This window comes from Buchnera aphidicola (Cinara laricifoliae) (genome assembly GCF_900698945.1).
Taxonomy (GTDB): Bacteria; Pseudomonadota; Gammaproteobacteria; order Enterobacterales; family Enterobacteriaceae; genus Buchnera_F; species Buchnera_F aphidicola_AC.
Map to the genome: position 1 here is coordinate 137,457 of NZ_LR217717.1, position 20,686 is coordinate 158,142.

The 20,686-nt window shown below is 22.0% G+C and carries 13 protein-coding genes, 1 other RNA gene and 1 pseudogene; 6 read left to right on the forward strand and 9 right to left on the reverse strand.

The annotated features are described in order from the left end of the window. Positions 1-81 precede the first annotated feature (81 nt). On the reverse strand, positions 82-2,574 hold the full coding sequence (gyrA, locus tag BUCILAFE3058_RS00610; protein WP_154061469.1) for a DNA gyrase subunit A: 2,493 nt from the start codon (positions 2,572-2,574) through the stop codon (positions 82-84). A 137-nt stretch (positions 2,575-2,711) separates the two neighbouring features. Beyond that, the gene (locus tag BUCILAFE3058_RS00615) at positions 2,712-3,314 is read right to left on the reverse strand and encodes a peroxiredoxin (RefSeq protein ID WP_154061470.1); all 603 of its coding nucleotides are present in this window, start codon (positions 3,312-3,314) and stop codon (positions 2,712-2,714) included. Positions 3,315-3,543: 229 nt separating this feature from the next. Here BUCILAFE3058_RS00615 and ung point away from each other — a divergent pair. Then, positions 3,544-4,229, forward strand: a pseudogene (ung, locus tag BUCILAFE3058_RS00620) (uracil-DNA glycosylase). Between the two features lie 55 nt (positions 4,230-4,284). On the opposite strand, the gene grpE reads toward ung, so the two are convergent. After that, positions 4,285-4,824, reverse strand: coding sequence for a nucleotide exchange factor GrpE (gene grpE / locus BUCILAFE3058_RS00625; RefSeq protein ID WP_154061472.1), 540 nt, complete (start codon positions 4,822-4,824; stop codon positions 4,285-4,287). A 220-nt stretch (positions 4,825-5,044) separates the two neighbouring features. Next, positions 5,045-5,421: a transfer-messenger RNA gene (gene ssrA, locus BUCILAFE3058_RS00630) on the reverse strand. Between the two features lie 227 nt (positions 5,422-5,648). Between ssrA and grxD the strand changes: the two genes are divergently transcribed. Further along, on the forward strand, positions 5,649-5,981 hold the full coding sequence (gene grxD / locus BUCILAFE3058_RS00635; protein WP_154061473.1) for a Grx4 family monothiol glutaredoxin: 333 nt from the start codon (positions 5,649-5,651) through the stop codon (positions 5,979-5,981). A gap of 26 nt (positions 5,982-6,007) precedes the next feature. Here the strand turns inward: grxD and rnt are convergent, their stop codons facing one another. Next, entirely contained in the window at positions 6,008-6,673 is a 666-nt protein-coding gene (rnt, locus tag BUCILAFE3058_RS00640) for a ribonuclease T (protein WP_154061474.1), read from the reverse strand. A gap of 548 nt (positions 6,674-7,221) precedes the next feature. Between rnt and pth the strand changes: the two genes are divergently transcribed. Together pth and ychF are read left to right on the forward strand one after the other, a co-directional pair. Next, positions 7,222-7,803 (forward strand): aminoacyl-tRNA hydrolase, encoded by a 582-nt coding sequence (gene pth / locus BUCILAFE3058_RS00645; protein ID WP_154061475.1) that lies wholly within the window; start codon positions 7,222-7,224, stop codon positions 7,801-7,803. Between the two features lie 63 nt (positions 7,804-7,866). Next, entirely contained in the window at positions 7,867-8,955 is a 1,089-nt protein-coding gene (gene ychF, locus BUCILAFE3058_RS00650) for a redox-regulated ATPase YchF (protein WP_172598718.1), read from the forward strand. An 88-nt stretch (positions 8,956-9,043) separates the two neighbouring features. Here ychF and thrC read toward each other — a convergent pair whose 3' ends face one another. The 4 genes from thrC to pcnB all read right to left on the reverse strand — a co-directional run bounded on the left by thrC (position 9,044) and on the right by pcnB (position 15,469). Continuing rightward, a complete protein-coding gene (gene thrC / locus BUCILAFE3058_RS00655; RefSeq protein WP_154061477.1) occupies positions 9,044-10,336 on the reverse strand; it encodes a threonine synthase in 1,293 nt (430 codons plus the stop codon). Between the two features lie 2 nt (positions 10,337-10,338). Beyond that, on the reverse strand, positions 10,339-11,271 hold the full coding sequence (thrB, locus tag BUCILAFE3058_RS00660) for a homoserine kinase (protein WP_154061478.1): 933 nt from the start codon (positions 11,269-11,271) through the stop codon (positions 10,339-10,341). Positions 11,272-11,289: 18 nt separating this feature from the next. After that, positions 11,290-13,743, reverse strand: a complete 2,454-nt coding sequence (gene thrA / locus BUCILAFE3058_RS00665; protein WP_154061479.1) for a bifunctional aspartate kinase/homoserine dehydrogenase I — start codon at positions 13,741-13,743, stop codon at positions 11,290-11,292. A 499-nt stretch (positions 13,744-14,242) separates the two neighbouring features. Then, positions 14,243-15,469 (reverse strand): polynucleotide adenylyltransferase PcnB, encoded by a 1,227-nt coding sequence (gene pcnB / locus BUCILAFE3058_RS00670; RefSeq protein WP_154061480.1) that lies wholly within the window; start codon positions 15,467-15,469, stop codon positions 14,243-14,245. 1,012 nt (positions 15,470-16,481) lie between these two features. Between pcnB and truA the strand changes: the two genes are divergently transcribed. Together truA and secA are read left to right on the forward strand one after the other, a co-directional pair. Then, a complete protein-coding gene (gene truA / locus BUCILAFE3058_RS00675; RefSeq protein WP_154061481.1) occupies positions 16,482-17,270 on the forward strand; it encodes a tRNA pseudouridine(38-40) synthase TruA in 789 nt (262 codons plus the stop codon). 460 nt (positions 17,271-17,730) lie between these two features. Then, complete coding sequence (gene secA, locus BUCILAFE3058_RS00680; protein WP_154061482.1) at positions 17,731-20,325, forward strand: preprotein translocase subunit SecA; 2,595 nt, start codon at positions 17,731-17,733, stop codon at positions 20,323-20,325. Positions 20,326-20,686 lie beyond the last annotated feature (361 nt).

Sequence of the window (20,686 nt, forward strand, 5' to 3'; positions counted from 1 at the left end):
ATAAATTTAATTATTTTTCAAGATAGTTTTATTCGTAAAATTACTATAATAAATGTTATTTTTAAAATAGTAATTTTATGATTACAAAGGATTAAGTGAGAGTTTTTGTAAACCAACAACTTTTTCTTTTTTTGTGGTTCGAATCAAAATAACTCCTTGAGTATTTCTTTTTAAAATAGCAATTTCAGATACTCGAGTTCTAACAAGAGTTCCTGCATTTGTAATTATCATTATTTGATTATCATGATGTACTTGTATAGCACCAATAACAACTCCATTCTTAGGTGTGACTCTAATAGAAATTACGCCTTTAGTTGCGCGTGATTTAATAGGAAATTGGTTTATTTTAGTTCTTTTACCATATCCATTTTCAGTAACTATAAGAATATCATCTTTTTTATTGGGTATGAGTAGAGACACTAATTGATCGTTATCAAGAATTTTTATCCCTTTAATTCCAGAAGCAGTGCGTCCCATATTTCTTATTTCATTTTCACAAAATTGAACTACTTTTCCTTTAGAAGTAAACATTAAAATATTATTATTTCCATTAGTTAATGCTGCACCGATTAATTCATCGTTTTTTCGTAAATTAATAGCAATTATTCCTGCATTTCGTGGTTTTTTAAATTGACTTAATGGTGTTTTTTTTATAAATCCTAAGGTAGTAGCCATAACAATATTGATTGAGGATTTATATTTAGATATAGGTAAAATTGTTGTTATTCTTTCTTTTTGGGTTAAAGGTAGTAAGTTAATTATAGGTCGTCCGCGAGCATGACGACTGGTTTCTGGTAATTGATATACTTTCATCCAGTAAAGTATACCTCTGCTTGAAAAACAGAGAATTGTATCATGGGAATTAGCAACTAATAAATTTTCTATATGGTCTTCTTCTTTAGTTTTAGCGGCTGATTTTCCTTTTCCTCCTCTTTTTTGTGCGTTATAATCAGAAATTGGTTGATATTTTACGTATCCAGAATGTGATAATGTTACTACTACACTTTCTTTTACTATAACGTCTTCCATATTTATTTCAGATGTTTTGCTAATAATTGTAGTTCTTCGTACATCAGAAAATTGTTTTTTTATTTTTAATAATTCATTATTTATAATTTTTTTTAATTTATGAGGATTTGATAATATATTTTTTAATTTGATTTTTTTTTTACTTAAATCTTGATATTCATTAAAAATATTATTTTTTTCTAATTTAGTTAGTTTGTTTAATTTAATATCTAAAATTGCATGTACTTGTTTTTTACTAAAATTAAAATTCGATAGATTCTTATGAAGTTCATTATTATAATTAATAGTTATTTTATTGGTCCAAATAATTTTTTTTAATTTTTTTCTAGCATTTTTATTATTATTTGCAGATTTTATTGCTTCAATGATTTTATTAATATTATTTAATGCAACATAAAATCCTTTTAGGATATGTATCCTTTTTGTATATTTTTTTATTTTAAATAAGTACTTTCGAGTAATAATTTTTTTTCTATGTTCAATGAATTCTTTTAAAATATTTTTTAAACTCATTTGTTTTGGTTGTCCTGATGAAAGTGCAACCATATTGATTCCAAAAGAGGTTTGTAATGAAGTCATTGTGTATAATTGATTAAGAATTATTTTGGTTATAAAATCTTTTTTTATTTCTATTACAATTCTCATACCATCTTTATCTGATTCATCGCGAATAGCAGAAATACCGAGAATTTTTTTTTCTTTTATTAACAAAGCAATCTTTTCAATTAATTTAGATTTATTAACTTGATATGGTAATTCGTGAATTATTAATGATTCTTTTTTGTTTTTATTATTAATTTCAATAGAATATTTAGATCTAATGGATATTTTTCCCTTACCAGTACGATAAGCATCTTCAATTCCGTTTTTTCCGTAAATTATACCTGCTGTTGGAAAATCAGGTCCCGGAATATTCATCATTAATTTTTTTAATGTAATTGATGGATTATTATGATATGCAATACATCCGTTAATAACTTCTTTTAAATTATGAGGAGGGATATTAGTAGCCATACCAACTGCAATTCCAGATGATCCGTTAATAAGTAAATTAGGAATTTTAGCAGGTAAAATTTCAGGTATTTTTTCAGTACCATCATAATTTAAAACAAAATTAACTGTATTTTTCTTTAAATCGCTTAACATTTCGTTTGTAATTTTAGACATACGTATTTCTGTATATCTCATTGCAGCAGCGGAGTCTCCATCAATAGACCCAAAATTTCCTTGTCCATCAATTAATGTGTATCTCAATGAAAATGGTTGTGCCATTCGTACAATAGCATCGTATACTGCAGAATCTCCATGAGGATGGTATTTACCAATGACATCACCTACAATACGTGCAGATTTTTTATATGGTTTATTCCATTCATTTTTTAATACATTCATAGCAAATAATATTCTACGATGTACAGGTTTTAGTCCGTCTCGTACATCAGGTAATGCACGACCAATGATTACAGACATAGCATAATCAAGGTAAGATCTTTTTAGTTCATCTTCAATATTGACCTGTTTGATTTCTTGAGCAATGTCTTTCATTTATTTCTTATCTCTTTAAATAATTTATATTTATAATTTATTAATTAATTTATAATAAAATTATAAATTAATTAGTTTTTAAAATAAAATTGTAATATAAATACTTGATTTTTTATTATATATATTTACATAATAAATTATATTTTTTTAAAATTTTTAGATAAATATTTTTTTATTCCATCTGGTGTTGCAATAATTGCTTCTTTTCCTGGACTCCAATTAGCTGGACAAACTTCACCAAACTCTGTATAAAATTTAAGCGCATCAATTATTCTTAATATATCTGGTATATTACGACCAATTGGAAGATCATTAATAGATTGATGTCGAACGATATTGTCATGATCTATTACAAAAGAAGCTCGTAATGCAATTTTTAATTCTTTATGTTCAATTCCATAAGATTTTTGTATTTTTTTAGTGATATCGGATATCATTGGAAATTGTATGGTTCCAATACCTCCTTCATTTGGTGAAGTATTACGCCATGCATTATGTGTATATACTGAATCAACAGAGACACCGATAATATTAATGTCCCTATCTTTAAATTTATGATATAAATTATTGAATGCTATTAATTCTGATGGACATACAAATGTAAAATCCATTGGCCAAAAAAATAATACTGTTATTTTTCCATTTTTATATTTATAAAAATTAAAATTATTTATTATTTTTCCATCAGATAAGATAGCTGGTGCAGTAAAATCGGGAGCTTGTTTTGATACTAAAATCATGTTAATTACCTATATGTTATAGTTAACTGGTTTAGTTGATAATATATAATTTTGTTATGATATGATATACTATATCATAATTTTAATTATTACGTATTTATTTTAAAAAATATTTTATAAATATATATTTATTTAAATATATATCATAATAACGTTAATTATTAATTAGTATTTATAAAATTTATTTTGATTTTTTAATAAAATAAATTTTATGTTTATATAGGATTAAATGAGTATGATTCATTCTATTCAATCATGGGCCGATCTTTTTGATTTAGAAAAAAAAAAAAATATTTTATTAACTTATGGAATACATTAAAATATATACGTCAAGATACAATAATATATCCGCCAAAAAAAGATATTTTTAATGCTTTTTTATTAACACCCTTGTTAAATATTAAAGTAGTAATTTTAGGTCAAGATCCATATTGTCGTTTTGGACAAGCGCACGGTTTATCATTCTCTGTTCCTGATTCAATGACAATACCTCCTTCTTTAAGAAATATATTTATAGAGTTAAAAAATAATTTTTTAGTTTCTAATATTAATATGAAAGGATGTTTAGAATCATGGGCGCGACAAGGTGTATTATTATTAAATTCAATATTAACTGTTTCACATGGATATCCATGCTCACATCAAGGATTAGGTTGGGAAATTTTCACTGATCAAGTAATTAAATTTATTAGTTATGCTCGAACTGGAATAATATTTATATTATGGGGTTCTTATGCAATTCAAAAACATAAGTTAATCAATAAAAATATACATTTTATTTTAAAATCGTCGCATCCATCACCATTATCTTGTTATCGAGGTTTTTTTGGATGCAGACATTTTTTAAAAACAAATATGATATTAAGATATCAAAATAAACAATTAATTAATTGGTTTAAAGGTATTCAATATTAAAATACGATACTAGAATAGTATTGGTACGTTATATTGATTCATAAAGATTTATTAATTATATAGTGACTATAGCTTTTTGAATTACTTCTTTTTTAAATATATATCCATTTTTTTTTATTTTTTTAACTATTTTATTGTTGGTACTATCAGTTATTTGGTTATTTTTAGCGAGTATATGTATTTCTGGATTAAACGGTATATTGGTTTTATTAATTCGTGATATATTCCATGTTTTTAGATTTTTTTCAAATAAATTAAAGGTTAATTGTATACCTTCTATAATTGTATTTTGTATGGAATTTGAATTTATTGATATTTTTACTAGATAGTCAATTTTATCAATAATAGGTGTTATAGATTTTAAAAAATTTTTAAATTTATCATTTTGAATTAATTTTATTTCTTTTTCATTTTGTTTGATAAAATTATCAATGTCAGCATAATATCTTAACTTTATATTTTTTTTTTCCTTGATTAATTTAATTATTTTTTTTTTTGTTTTATCAATATTACTTATTATTTTTTTTTGTTCACTATCTGTAGATAGTGTTTTATTTATAATATTTTTTTTTTCTGTTTTTATTTTTTTTTGCATATTTTTCTTTAAAATAGAGTTTTGATTTGAAAATTATTTAATTTTTATTTTAAATAGTATTTACAAAAGTATTTAAATAATTAGAATAATTTTTTATTGGCATTATATTTTTATGAATATAAAGATATTTTTATATATTTATTTATATTAATAATATTTTTGAGATTTATTTTAAATATTAAATATGTATTTTACATATTTTTGAGTAATTTTTATTAATTTGTGGAGCTGGCGGGATTCGAACCCGCGTCCAAAATTACTTAAATTATTGATCTACATGTTTAGTTTATCTTATAATAAATAAGAATAATACTCAATAAACTAAGTATTATGATTTATCTTGATAAAATATAACTTTATTTGTTTCAAGATTAACTTTATAAAGTTATCTCTTTTTTTATGTAACCTTTCTAAATATAACTATTTTATTTAAGAGAAAAAATAAAATAGTGGGAAAGGGCTTTATCTAGTTTTTTAAGCTGCTAAAGCGTAATTTGTTTTGTTTGCATTTAATTAAATTGGTTTTTTAACGAGGCAAACCAATCCTCGACATGCAACAATAATTTTTATATATTTTGTCAAATCCATAACAGCCCCATTCATAAAATAATAGTATAATAGATCTATTTAATTTAGACAATATAATATATATAAATTATTTAATTTATTTTAATATTTTTTAAATTATCTTTATATATTATATCATTTATAATATGATGATATTTAAATTTTATTATATTAAATATATTTTTATTTAATTTTAAAATTAAACATTTTTATTTTTATTATTTTATTTTTTGATTACATTAATGAGTGATTGTGATATGAAAGACGTTTTTAAAAAAATAGATCAACAATTAAGTGATAATAATATTATTCTATATATGAAAGGGTCTCCAGAACATCCTAGTTGTGGATTTTCTGCTAGAGCAGTTCAAATATTATCTTCGTATACTTCAAATTTTATTTATATTGATGTATTACAACATAACGATATCCGTTTATCTTTACCTAAGTATGCTAATTGGCCGACTTTTCCGCAATTATGGATTAATAAGAAATTAATAGGAGGATGTGATATAATTTTAGAATTATCAAAAAGTGGTGAATTATTACGTTTAATACAGAGCTGTAAAAAAAATATTAATAAAAATTAATGATTATTTAATAGTATTAAATATATTTATATCTCATCGGTTTTTTGACGGTGAGATATGTTTGGAGGCCATCCATCTAATCGTTTCCATCGATTAACTAATTCACAAAAAAGATATGCAGTTTGCATTGCATCATATAATGCAGAGTGTGCTTGTGTAGTATCGAAAGGTATTCCAGCTATTTGGCATGCTTTTGCTAATACTGTTTGACCAAATATTAATCCACTAAGTGCAGCTGTATCAAAAGTAGTAAAGAGATGAAATGGATTTTTAATAATTTTGACTCTTTTAGTTGCTGCCATTAAAAATTGATGGTCAAAATTTGCGTTGTGAGCTACTAATATTCCTTTTTTACAATTATTAATATTAATTTTTTTTTTAACTAGTTTAAAGATACTTTTTAGAGCATCTTTTTCGCTAACAGCTCCTCTAAGGGGATTAAAAGGATCAATTTTATTGAACGCTACGGATTCTGCTTTTATAGTAGATCCTTTAAAAGGTATAATATGAAAATGTAGAGTATCATCTATAGTTAACCACCCCAATTTATTCATTTTCAATGTTATAATGGCAATTTCTAATAAAGCATCTGTTTTAGGTTGAAATCCTGCACTTTCTATATCTATAACAACTGGATAAAATCCTCTAAATCGATTTTTTATAGTGAATCGTGATTTTTTTTTTATATACATTAATATCTCAATTTCAGTATTTAGTATTATTTTTTAATATATAATATTATTATATTAATTATAATAAAATTGTAATTAATTTATTTTAAATAATTTAATATATTAAGGTAAAAATAATGATTGTATATATATTATACACTGAATTAAGTTTATAAACTTATGTTTATAGTTGATATGTTTAATACTGTTTTAATGTATTTGAATTACAATTAAATCTTTTGTTATAAATATTAATATTTATTGAAAATTAATATTAATTATAATTTTTTTAATATAAATTATTTTTTATTAAATTATATATTCATAATATGAAATAATTTTTTAATCAATAAAAGGATTTATTTTTTATAAAAAACATCATTATTATAAAAATTTTGTATATATTTTATTAATAAAAATTAAATGAACATAATTAAGTATTAATAATAGCTATTTTTTATATATATAATCTTAATATATGTATATTAATACTATTTATATATATTTTATTTTAATATATCTTTCAAGATATATTATTTTTAACAGTATAATTTTTACGAGAAGATATTTTGAGTACAATAAAAATGATTGTAGGTCTTGGTAATTTTTCGGATCAGTATAATCATACAAGACATAATGTAGGATATTGGTTTATTGATATGTTATCTGATTTTTATAAAATTTCATTTAATTTTAAAAAAAAATTTTTAGGATATATTTCTAATATTATATTAAATAATCATAAAATTTATTTTTTAAAACCATATCTTTTTATGAATTTAAACGGTCATTCTGTGCATGCTTTATCACATTTTTATAAAATTAACTTATCTGATATTTTAATTGTACGAGATGAATTAGATTTATTTCCTGGAGTTTTAAAAATAAAATTTGGTACAAGTCATAACGGTCATAATGGTGTTAAAAGTATTGTAAACTGTTTTGTAAATAAAAATAATTTTATGCAATTATGTATTGGTATTGGTCGTCCTAAACAAAAAAAAAATGTATCAAAATTTGTATTAAGTATTCCAGATGTAATAGAAATGAATATGATTAAAAAAGCAATATTTAAATTTATTTTATTAACTAAAAATAAAATTTATAAAAAAAATTTTTTGATAAATAAAATGATTACTACAACTGCATAATAGTTGTTTGTATCGATATTTGTATTTAAATTTTATTATTAATTTTTATGGGTATAAATTATTGTGGTGTATAAATTTGGTCTTATTGGTTTACCTAATGTAGGAAAATCAGCATTATTTAATAAAATAACAAAATTAAATATTCCCTCAAAAAATTTTCCTTTTTGTACAATTGAACCAAATATTGGGGTAGTATCAGTTTTTGATAGTCGATTAAAAAAACTTGCTGACTGTGTTTCGGCTATAAATATAGTTTATAGTACTGTTGTTTTAATTGATATCGCGGGATTAGTTCAAGGAGCTTCTACAGGAGAAGGGTTAGGAAATAAATTTTTAGAAAAAATTAAAGAATGTCATGCCCTTATACAAGTTGTTCGTTTATTTGATAATAATGATATTATTCATGTATATGGTAATGTTAATCCATCACGTGATATTGATATTATCAATACAGAATTATTATTATCTGATCTTGATTTATGTGAAAAAATTGTTCAGCGATATATTACTTCAGGAAAAAATAAAGAATTTGATAATAATTTTATTATTAATTTGGTGCGACGTTGTATATGCAAGTTACAATCTGGAATTTCTTTAAGAAATGTTATCTTTACAACAGAAGAATTAAATATATTAAAAAAATATCAATTTTTAACTTTAAAACCGATGATTTATGTTTTAAATATGATGAATCATATAGATTCAAGTATTTACATAGATAAATTTTGTAAAGATAATCACATTGATGTATCTACTGTATTTCCTATTTCATTATATAATGAAAACAAAATTATGTTAAATAATATTAATAATAAATCATCTAATAAAAATAATTTTCATTGTAATAGTTTAGATAATAATAAATTCATTAAAAAGTTATGTGATTTTTTATATTTAAAAACTTTTTTTACTGCAGGACCAAAAGAAGCAAGATCATGGATATTTCAGGCAGAAAAAACAGCTATTCAAATAGCTGATTTGATTCATAGTGATTTTTCTAAAGGGTTTATCAGGGCTCAAGTTATTTCATATAATGATTTTATAAATCATCGTAATATTAATGAAATTAAAAGATTAGGAAAAATACGTAGCGAAGGAAAAAAATATGTTATTCAAGATGGTGATATTATAAATTTTTTATTTAATGTATAAAAATATTATTTATATTTATAAGTATAAATAATACATAAATAACAATTTAGAGAGGATGTAGATAGACCCCTCTAAATTGTTAAATTTTTTAAATTTGGGTAAGCAAAAAATTTTTTAATATTAAGAAATTTGGTTTCATTGGATGTGAAAAATTTTTTAAATTGACTCTTGATTGTAGAGAATCAGGCAATTGTAGTTTAATTTTTAAAATTTTTTCTACTGTATCTTGAAATTTTGAAGGATGGGCGGTTCCTAAAAATAATCCAAAATCTGTTTTTTTTATATTTTTTTTTAATGCTCTATATGCTATAGCGGCATGTGGTTCAGATATATATCCAATTTTATATAACTCTTGAAGTGTTTTTTTGGTTTTATGATCAGATATACTTTTAGATTTTAAGTTTTGTAAATTCCATTTTTTTCGTTTGAATAGTTCTTCTACTCTTGGCCAGTTATTAGGTTGGCTAATATCCATAGCATTTGAAATAGTAGAAACAGTATTGTGTGGATTCCAAACTCCATTTTTTAAAAATCGCGGTACTGTATCATTTGCATTAGTAGCTGCAATGAAAGATTTTATAGGTAATCCTAATGATTTTGCAATTAATCCCGCGGTTAAATTTCCAAAATTACCACAGGGTACAGATATAACTATATCATTATGATATTTATCAGGTATTAATGCAAATGCTTCAAAATAATAACAAATTTGAGCTAATAATCGACTAATATTAATTGAATTAGCAGAATTTAAACCAATTTTATTTTTTAATTTTTTGTCATTAAATGATTGTTTAACTAAATATTGACAATCATCAAAACTACCGTCAATCGCAATTGTATGTATATTTTTTCCTAAAGTACAGAATAATTTTTCTTGTAATGTACTAATTCTTCCTTTAGGATATAATATTACAACACGAATGTTATGCATACGATAAAATGCATGAGCAACAGCAGCACCGGTATCACCTGATGTAGCAGTTAATATTGTCATAGTAGAATTTTCATTTTTCCAATATGAGAGCATAGTAGCCATAAATCTTGCTCCAAAATCCTTAAATGCTAGTGTTGGTCCATGAAATAATTCTAAACATGATATATTTTTAGTAACTGGTATAATAATTGGTTTAGTAAAGGAAAATGCAGATTTGATTTGATTCTTAAGATCAGTTAATGATATTTCATCAGATATAAAATGTGAAAGTATATGGGTACTACGAGTAATGAAATCCATATTTATTAATTTTTTTAAATCATGAGAATTAAATTTTGGTAAATATTTTGGAAAAAATAATCCTTGTTTTTTTCCTAAACCACATTGAATAGCATTTAAAAAATTTACTTCTTCGTTATTGTCTTTTAGATTATATAATTTCATTATTATATCCTTATTTTTCTAGCACCTAATTGATCAATTTTGCAGATATGAACGAATCCTTGATTGTTTTTAATATAATTTTTTTCTAGCCAATTTTTCACTTTATTTGCAATAGAAATATTTAAACATATTGAAAATAATGTAGGACCGGAACCTGAAATATTACATGTTAATGCTCCTAATTTTTTTATAGTTTTTTTTATATATAAAAATTTTTTTATTAATAATATTCGATATGGTTCGGCAATAGTATCTTTCATAAATCGAATAGCTAATTCGGATTTTTGTGTATATAATGCATGTATAAAAGTTGATAAATTTCGACTGTTTTGAACGCATTCTTCTTGACTATAATGTAGTGGTAGAATATTTCTAGCAGAAGAAGTAGATACTGTAATTCCAGGCCATGCAATAATCCATAACCAATTCTTAAATACAGGAAGTTTTTGTATGGGATATTGGATATCATTTGTAATTAATTGTAATCCTCCTAAATAACATGGAGCTACATTATCATAATGAATACCTCCAGAAATACTACCTTCTAATGTACCCATTAATTTTATTAATTCAATTGTTGTCAGTTTAGTTTTATAAAAGTAATTAAATGCTAGAACACTAGCAACAATAGATGACGCGCTAGATCCTAATCCAGATCCAATAGGCATATTTTTTTCTAATGTAATTGATATTGGTTTTTTTTTATTAGTTTTTTTATTAAACCAATTCCATGCTTTCCAGGTGATATGTTTTGTTATATCACTAGGTAAATGAGTAGAGAAATTTCCATAACAGTTTAATTGAAAGGTATTTGATGATTTTATTGATACACAATCACCTAATAAAGTACCATCTATTGGCGTAATAGCTGCTCCTAAAATATCAAAACCAACACCAACATTTCCAATGGAAGCAGGAGCATAAATTTTTATCATTTTTTTAAACTCGTAATATTATAGTATAATACGTAATAAATCAGAAAAAATACCTGATGCTGTTACTTTATTTCCGGCTCCGTAACCACGTAGTATTAAAGGAATTGGTTGATAGTATTTTGTATAAAACACAAATATATTTTCTCCATTTTTAATGTGGTATAATGGGTTGTTGTTATTGACTGATTTTATTTTTACACTACATAATCCACTATTTTCGATAGTACCCACAAATCGTAATACTTTATTTTTACGTGCCGCATGATTAACTTTTTGAATAAATTGATTATTTAGATGTTTTAGTTGCGATAAAAATATTTTTTTATTATCAATAGTTTCAAAAGATTTTGGTAAAATTTGTTCGATTGTAATATCTGATAGTTCTATTGAATATCCAAATTCTCTTGCTAAAATTAACAATTTTCTTGCTACATCTATTCCAGAAAGATCGTCTTTTGGATTAGGTTCAGTAAATCCTAATTTTTTTGCTTTTTTGGTTGCTTCTGATATGGTTGTACCGTTATCTAATTGTCCAAATATATATGACATAGAACCCGATAGAATGCCTTGAAATTTAATTAAACGATCGCCAGATTTTATTAGATTTTTTAGATTATTAATAACTGGTAATCCAGCTCCAACATGTGTTTCGTAAAAAAATTTTTTATTATATTTATTAGCTGTTTTGCGAATAGATACATAATTAGATAATAAATCTGAATTAGATTTTTTATTGGCAGTAATAATATGAAAACCAGATTTTATAATTTTATTATATTTATTTGCAATATATTTACTAGCTGTACAATCTATTAATATTGGATATAAATATCCGTATTTTTTTGCTAGTATTAAAATTTTTTCTAAATTAAAAATTTTATCGGATATGGTGAATTCATTTTTCCATTCATTTAAATTGACTTCTTGTTTATTTATAATATATTTTTTTGAATTAGCAATCACATTAATTTTTAATTGAATAAATTTTTTTTTTAACTGTTTTTGTTGTTTTAAAATTATTTTTAAGAGTTCTGATCCTACTCCACCGATACCAATTAAAAAAATATTTATAGATATAGTTTTATTAAGTATAAAATCATGAATGTTTTTTACTATATTAATTATATTTATAGAATTTAATACAATTGATAATGATATGTTTGATGTATTGTATGATACTTCGAGTATTTTATTATTGAATTTTTCAAGAGATAAGCAAATTTTTTTTATAATATTGATGTTATACTTTTTAATGTTATTACCAATTATGGAAATAATGCTTAAATTTTTAATTTGAATAATTGGTTCTAATAATTTTTTCTGTATTTCTTTGTTAAATATTTTTTCTAATTTTTTTTTAATATTTAATAAATGATTTTCTTGTACATAAAAACTAATCGTATTAATTGATAAGGACTGGTTTAATAAATATATAGAAATATTATTATTATATAAATATTTAAATATTTTATGTGAAATTTTTTCTATATTAAAATTTTTAGTACTATATATTTTTATTAAAATAATATTATTTAAATACGTAATCCCTTTGATTATATCGTTATTATTTTTGTTATTATTATTTATTAATGTTCCTGGATGGTTAGGATTATTGGTATTTTTTATAATACACGGAATATTATGGTATTGTAATGGTTTTATTGAAGATGGATGAATTACTTTAGCGCCGAAATAAGATAATTCTAGTGCTTCTTGATATGTAATTTCTGATAATGATTGTGCTGTTGATATAATATTAGGATCACTAGTATATATTCCGTTTACATCTGTCCAAATCTCACATGTATGAGAGTTTGTGCATATAGATAATATAGTAGCTGAATAATCTGATCCGTTTCGACCTAGTACAACTAATTCATTAGATTCATTTCCAGCGATAAAACCAGGCATAAGAATAATATTTTTTTTACAAATATTTAATTTTTGAAAACGTTTTTTAGATTTATCTATATCAACTGTAGCATTAATATAGTTAGAATTAGCTAATATTAACTTAATAGGATTTAATACAGTAACATTATATCCTAATGTTACTAGAAGTGCTTTCATTATATGAATAGATAAGATTTCTCCGACGCAAATTATTTCAGCATATATTTTGTCTGGACATTTATCTAACGATTGTATTTGATACAATAGATGATTTATTTTTTTGTACTGTATTGTTATTTTTTCTGTTATTTTTTCTTTAGGATATTGATTATTTAAAATATATATATTTTTTATTAATTTTAAAAAAAATTTTTTAATAGTGATTAAAATTTTGGTGGGAATGCTATGTTTAAATATACATTTTTTAATAATATTTTCCAATTGATTAGTTATATTAGCTGGAGCAGATAATACAACAGCTATTTGGTCATTTTTTACTTTATTAATAATAATTGAAGATACTTGTATAAATTTTTTTGCATTTGCAAGCGATGTACCTCCAAATTTTAACGTTTTCATAAATATAATCTCGTTTAAAAATCATTATTTGGATTTAATTTATCAGTAATGGTATTTTTTACTGTATATAAATTATTTTAATAGCAAATATTTTTAGAATATTAATTGTATTTGATTGTATGATTATGAATGATGTGAAAAATGTTTAAAATATAATGTTTTTATTTATATAAATAATTTTATTTTTAAAATAAAGTATATTTTGAGGTCAATTAATAAATTGTAACATATTTTTTATTTTTTTTCTTTTTTTTAAATTATTTTATTATAAAATAATAAAAATAAAATAATCTTGTATGTTGAACATTTGAATTATTTATTTTGAAATACTAATTTAGTATAAAAATATTATTTTTGACACTATAATATAGTGTAGGTGATGCAATGCTTTTGAATATATTTTATATATTAATATGTATATTTTAATACTAAATATTGATATTTTATGGATTTATCAAAACTAACTGATAGTAAATATTAACAAACATTTAACTCATATTTATTTTTTTTTAAAAAAAATGTTTTGTTTGTTCCAAAAAAATAAGATTTTTTTTAATTCATTTTTATTTTCTATTTTAGAGCGTAATGAAATAAGTTCTAAAGCTTGAATAAAATTATTGTGTTGAATAATTATTTTGGTTTCACTTTTTTTTTTATTTTCTATATCTTTTTGTAAATTCCATATTTTTTCAATGTTTAATAAAATATTTCTAGGTATTCCTAATAAAATTGAATATTTTTTTAAAATATAATGAACAGATATAGAGTATGCTTTTAAATATTTTAATTTTTTATGAGTTAACAATTTTTGTATTTTTTCTATTAATGGATACCATAATAGTGATGCAAATAAAAATTCAGGACATCTTATTTTTTTTTTAGAAGTATAAGAATCTACTTTTTTTAAACAATAAATAATTATGTTTTTAAAAAAAATAGTATTTTTTTCACTAAATTTATTTGATACAAAAGGTAGTAAAGGATATATTAAAGAATATTTTTTTAATCGTATATAGGTTAAATAACCATACCCAAAACAAAATAGTTTTATAGATTCAGTAAATAATCGAGCTGGAGGAATATTATTTAATAATTTTGATAATTTATTAATAGGTGCTTCAGTTTTTTTATCTATATACATATGTAATCGTACTGAAAACCGAACGACTCGTAACATACGTACAGGATCTTCTCGATATCGAATTTCAGCATTACCAATTAATCTGATAATTTTTTGTTTTATATCTTTAATACCTCCTACATAGTCTCGAATTCCTGAATCTTTAATGCTATAATATAACGCATTAATTGTTAAATCGCGTCTATGGGCATCTTCTTCGACTTTTCCAAAATTGTTATCGCATAACAACATTCCGTTATTTGATTTTTTTATACGAGAAGAATATAATTGATGATTTTTGAGATTATTGTTTTTTGCTCGAAATGTTGATACTTCAATAATTTCATTTTTAAATATTAAGTGTGCAATAATAAAACGTCGTCCTATTAATCTACAATTTTTGAATAGTTTTCTAATTTCATTTGGTTTTGCGTTAGTAGCGATATCAAAATCTTTAGGTTTTTTTCCTAATAATAAATCTCTAACCCCACCACCTACTAAATATGCTTCATAACCTGATTTATTTAATCTATATAATACTTTCATAGAATTTTTACTAATTTTTTTTTGAGATATATTATGATTTTTTTTTATAATTAGATTCATATGGTAATATCGACACTATTTTTATGTTTATATATAGTTTTTTAAATTAATAGTTTTATGTTACATAAAAATTTATGATATTTTTGATATATTGTATATTTTGTTAAATAATTAATACTTAATATTTTATTTTTATGAAATTATAAATATTTAATATATTTGTTGATAAATTAAATATTTATACGATATTTTATTAAATATTAGTTCAATTAAATAAATAAATATTATATATATAATTAGTACTATATTAACATATAGTATATTTATATAGATAATATTTGGTAAGTTATTAATTTAATAGAATATTTATTCATTAAATTATTATTAGAATAATTTTATTTATAGTGTAATAAATAATTTGCATATATTAAAAATAAAAAATATTTTATAAATAGAATTATTATATTTCAAATAAATCAGTTATTTTTTTAATTTTTGAAATTATATAGTTTATTATGTAAATAATTATTCTATATGTATTTTGAGTAATATTTTTAATAATTGTTAAAATATATTTAAAACTTTATTTAATATTTTATTTTTTGTAACAATATAAATTTTATTTAAAAATTATATAATTTAATTTTATTGAAGTTATTTTTATCAAGTATATTAATTTTATTTTTATAAACTAAATAATAATAATTATTATTATATAATTTAATATAAATATAGTTCGTAACATACATATATCATTTTATGATATATGTAATTACTTACTAAGTAATTATAGGTATAGATAAAAACATACATTTTGATATTATTGTTGAATATTTTATACAAATATACTTATTAATAAATCTGATTTTATTTATTGATATTATTGTTAATGTAATATTTTTATTATATATATTTTATATAGAAAATTACATAAATGAGTATCTAATGTCAAGCAACATTGTATAATATAGATATATTTATATTGATATTAATTATTTTTAGTAATTATTTTATATAATTAATAATTTAATATCTTATTAATAATGTTATAAATAATAATTAGGAATAATAAATGAAGTTTGTTTTTGGTTTGGAATATGACGGGAGTATGTATTTTGGTTGGCAAAGACAAAAATCAATTTTAACAATACAAGGATGTTTGGAGTGGGCTTTATCTAAAATAGCTAATTATAAAGTAGATATAGTTTGTGCGGGTCGTACTGATAGAGGTGTACATGCGATTATGCAAATCGCTCATTTTAGTACTCATATTGTGCGTAGTCCTACAGTATGGTTGAACGGTATGAATGCGTTATTACCAAATAATATAACGGTATTATGGTTAAAAGAAATTTCATCTGATTTTAATGCAAGATTTTCAGCATTATCACGATCATATCGTTATATAATTTTAAATCGAAAGACACGATCTAGTTTTTTAACAAAATATTGTTTACATGTAAAAAATACATTAGATATTAAAAAGATGCAAATTGGTTCTAAATGGATAGTTGGTCAACATGATTTTACTTCGTTTAGAAGTAGTGGTTGTCAATCTTTTTCTCCTAATAGGACTGTAATTTCGTTAATAGTATATCGTGTATATAATTTTATTATTATTGATATTACAGCTAATTCTTTTTTATATCACATGGTAAGAAATATTGTAGGATGTTTAATCGTTGTAGGATTATCAAAACACAATACTTTATGGATAAAACAGGTATTATCTAGTAAAGATATTAAAAAAAATTATTCTACTGTACCGTCACAAGGATTATATTTTTTATCTGTTACATATCATAAAGATTATTGTATACCTACAACATCTAATTTATTTAAATATATGGATTTATTTTAATTATCTTTTATTTAAATAAATATATTTATATTGATTATATATTCATATAAAGTGTAAAATTAATTTTTTTAATGATTAAATATGTGATTATTTTGTATATATTTTTTACTTTAATTACATAGACTATAATAAATATATTTATATTAAAAATTTTTAATTATGTTTTATTTATATATTGAAGAGATATGATATTATAAAAAATACTATAACTTACATTTTATTTTTAATACACTTTATATATATTAAATTTATTACTGTAATTAGTCTAATTAATATAGATATATTAAATATTTATATATATTATTAAATTTTTATTATTTAATGTTGTATTAATATAAATAATTATATGTTTTTTTAAATTTTTAGATATTTTTATATAAATATTATTTATTTTTTAAAAAAATTTCTTTTTATTATACAAATGATTTTATTTGTAGAGTTAGCAAATATGAGATCTAGTATGTTAGGTAAAATAATTAATAAATTTTTTATGAGCCGTAATGAACGTATTTTGCAAAATTTAAATGATCTTGTAATTAAAATTAATTTATTAGAAAAAAATCTGTTAAAATTATCAGATAACGAACTAAAAAAAAAAACAAATGAATTTAAATTACGATTAAAATATGGTGATACGATTGATTCATTACTTCCAGAAGCTTTTTCTGTGGTTCGTGAAGCTAGTAAAAGAGTTTTTGGTATGCGTCATTTTGATGTACAAATTTTAGGAGGAATTATTTTACATCGACAATGTATTGCCGAAATGCGTACTGGTGAAGGAAAAACATTGACAGCTACGTTACCAGCATATTTAAATGCATTACTTGGTAATGGTGTTCATATCGTGACTATGAATGATTATCTTGCTAAAAGAGATGCTAATAAAAATCGTATTTTATTTGAATTTTTAGGTTTAAGTGTTGGGATAAATATTGCTGGTATTTCTCAAGAAGATAAAAAAATAGCATATTTAGCAGATATTACATATGGTACTAATCATGAATATGGTTTTGATTATTTACGAGATAATATGGTTTTTTGTCGAACTCAAAAAGTACAAAGAAAATTATATTTCGCTTTGATTGATGAAGTTGATTCTATTTTAATCGATGAAGCTCGAACACCCTTGGTAGTTTCAGGATCTATAGAAAATAGTAATACTTTATATCAAAAAATAAATTCTTTAGTTTCTTTTTTAATTCCAAAAAATAAAAAAAATAGTAATAAAATATCTCAATTAGGTGATTTTTATATTGATTATAAACAACGTCAAATTCACTTAACTGAAACAGGATTGATAAAAATAGAAAAATTATTAGTAAAATACAATTTTTTATTAAAAAAAGAATCATTATATTTATCTAAAAATATTTTTTTCGTTCATCATATGCTTTTAGCGTTGAAAGCACATTATATTTTTTTGAAAAATATAGATTATATTATACAAAATAGAAAAATAATTATTGTTGATGAACATACCGGAAGAGTTATGTCTGGAAGAAGGTGGTCAGATGGATTACATCAAGCTATAGAAGCTAAAGAAGGTCTTTGTATACAAAATGATAATCAAACCTTAGCAGCTATCACTTTACAAAATTATTTTCGTTTGTATACTAAATTATCGGGTATGACAGGTACAGCTGCAACAGAAGCGTTTGAATTTAATTCTATTTATAATTTAGATACAGTTGTTATTCCGACTAATCAACCTATGATTCGTAGTGATATGCCTGATTTAATATATTTATCTGAAATTGATAAGATCAATGCTGTTATATCAGATATACGAGATTGTGTAATTCGTAAACAACCGGTATTAGTTGGGACAGTTTCTATTGAAAAATCTGAACAAATTTCTAGACTTTTAAAAAAAATAAATATTCCACATAATGTCTTAAATGCTAAAAAGCATGCTCAAGAAGCTGAAATTATATCTCAAGCAGGAGAACCATCGGCCGTTACTATCGCAACTAATATGGCAGGTAGAGGTACAGATATTGTTTTAGGAGGTATTAATGATCGATCTAAAAATAATAAAAAATATAATTTTAAAAAAAATAGTTTGTTTGTAAAATCTTGGGATGAAAAAAACAAATTAGTAGTTAAATCAGGTGGTTTGCATATTATTGGTACAGAAAGACATGAATCACGTAGAATTGATAATCAGTTACGCGGAAGATCTGGTCGGCAAGGAGATCCTGGTTCATCTAGATTTTATTTGTCATTAGATGATTCGTTAATACGTCTTTTTGCTTCAGATAATATTATTAATTTTATAAGAACTATTGGAATAAAACCAGGTCAATCAATTAAGCATCCTTGGTTAAGTATAGCTATTGAAAGTGCTCAAAAAAAAATAGAAAACCAAAATTTTGATACAAGAAAACAATTATTAGAATATGATAATATTGTTAACGAACAGCGTGCAGTCATATATAATGAACGAGATAAATTAATTAATCAATCTAATATTCATGATCATGTTTTATCTATTTTAAAAGATCGTATTTATTTTTGCATTAAACAGTATGTGTCAGGAGGCAAGATAAGCATAGATAGTTTTTTGGCTTTAGAAAAAGAGTTAAAAAATAATTTTTATTATATAAAACCAAAAAATAAATTTTTAGCACATGATACTAGTTTATATAAAAATGTAGATAAATTGATTGAGTTAATTGTTGCTACAATACAATTTAATTATAATAAACAGATTACATCAATTGCACATAAATATTCTTATATGATTGAAAAATCGGTAGTATTACAAATACTAGATATTTTTTGGATAGAACATTTAAATTCGGTAGATTTTTTACGACATAGTATTCATTTAAGAGGTTATGCGCAACAAGATCCGCAACAAGAATATAAACGAGAATCATTTTTTATGTTTCAAACAATGTTAGAGGGAATAAAAAATAATGTAATTAAAAATTTAATAAATATTTTTTATATAGATTTTGAACGAAAAAAAAATACATATATTAATTTAATTGATCAAAAAGATTATAATTCATTTCATATTTTTATTATGAAATCTATTGATATTAAATAATTATCAACATACATAACAATAATTATTGTTTTAAATGAACTAAAAAATCTTATTTTTTAAATAATATATATTTTGTATTTATTTTGATGTGTATATCAATATATTTTATAATTTTTATTAAATATGATGTATACAAGAAATATATTATTAATAATAAAAATTATTTTTTAATAAATAATTAATTTTAATTAATTAAAAAAAATATATATAGTAAATGTATTATTTATAATGATTATATCTATATATAAAATATATATTAATGATAACGTTATTTTTATAAATATAATTAATTATTGATAATATATATATGTATATTTATGACTATAATACTACATATTATATTATTATTTTTAATATAACA

Coding starts and splice junctions, on each gene's coding strand:
- gyrA (WP_154061469.1), bottom strand. CDS start 2,574: ATGAAAGACATTGCTCAAGAAATCAAACAGGTCAATATTGAAGATGAA.
- BUCILAFE3058_RS00615 (WP_154061470.1), bottom strand. CDS start 3,314: ATGATTTTAGTATCAAAACAAGCTCCCGATTTTACTGCACCAGCTATC.
- grpE (WP_154061472.1), bottom strand. CDS start 4,824: ATGCAAAAAAAAATAAAAACAGAAAAAAAAAATATTATAAATAAAACA.
- grxD (WP_154061473.1), top strand. CDS start 5,649: ATGAAAGACGTTTTTAAAAAAATAGATCAACAATTAAGTGATAATAAT.
- rnt (WP_154061474.1), bottom strand. CDS start 6,673: ATGTATATAAAAAAAAAATCACGATTCACTATAAAAAATCGATTTAGA.
- thrC (WP_154061477.1), bottom strand. CDS start 10,336: ATGAAATTATATAATCTAAAAGACAATAACGAAGAAGTAAATTTTTTA.
- thrB (WP_154061478.1), bottom strand. CDS start 11,271: ATGATAAAAATTTATGCTCCTGCTTCCATTGGAAATGTTGGTGTTGGT.
- thrA (WP_154061479.1), bottom strand. CDS start 13,743: ATGAAAACGTTAAAATTTGGAGGTACATCGCTTGCAAATGCAAAAAAA.
- pcnB (WP_154061480.1), bottom strand. CDS start 15,469: ATGAATCTAATTATAAAAAAAAATCATAATATATCTCAAAAAAAAATT.
- truA (WP_154061481.1), top strand. CDS start 16,482: ATGAAGTTTGTTTTTGGTTTGGAATATGACGGGAGTATGTATTTTGGT.
- secA (WP_154061482.1), top strand. CDS start 17,731: ATGTTAGGTAAAATAATTAATAAATTTTTTATGAGCCGTAATGAACGT.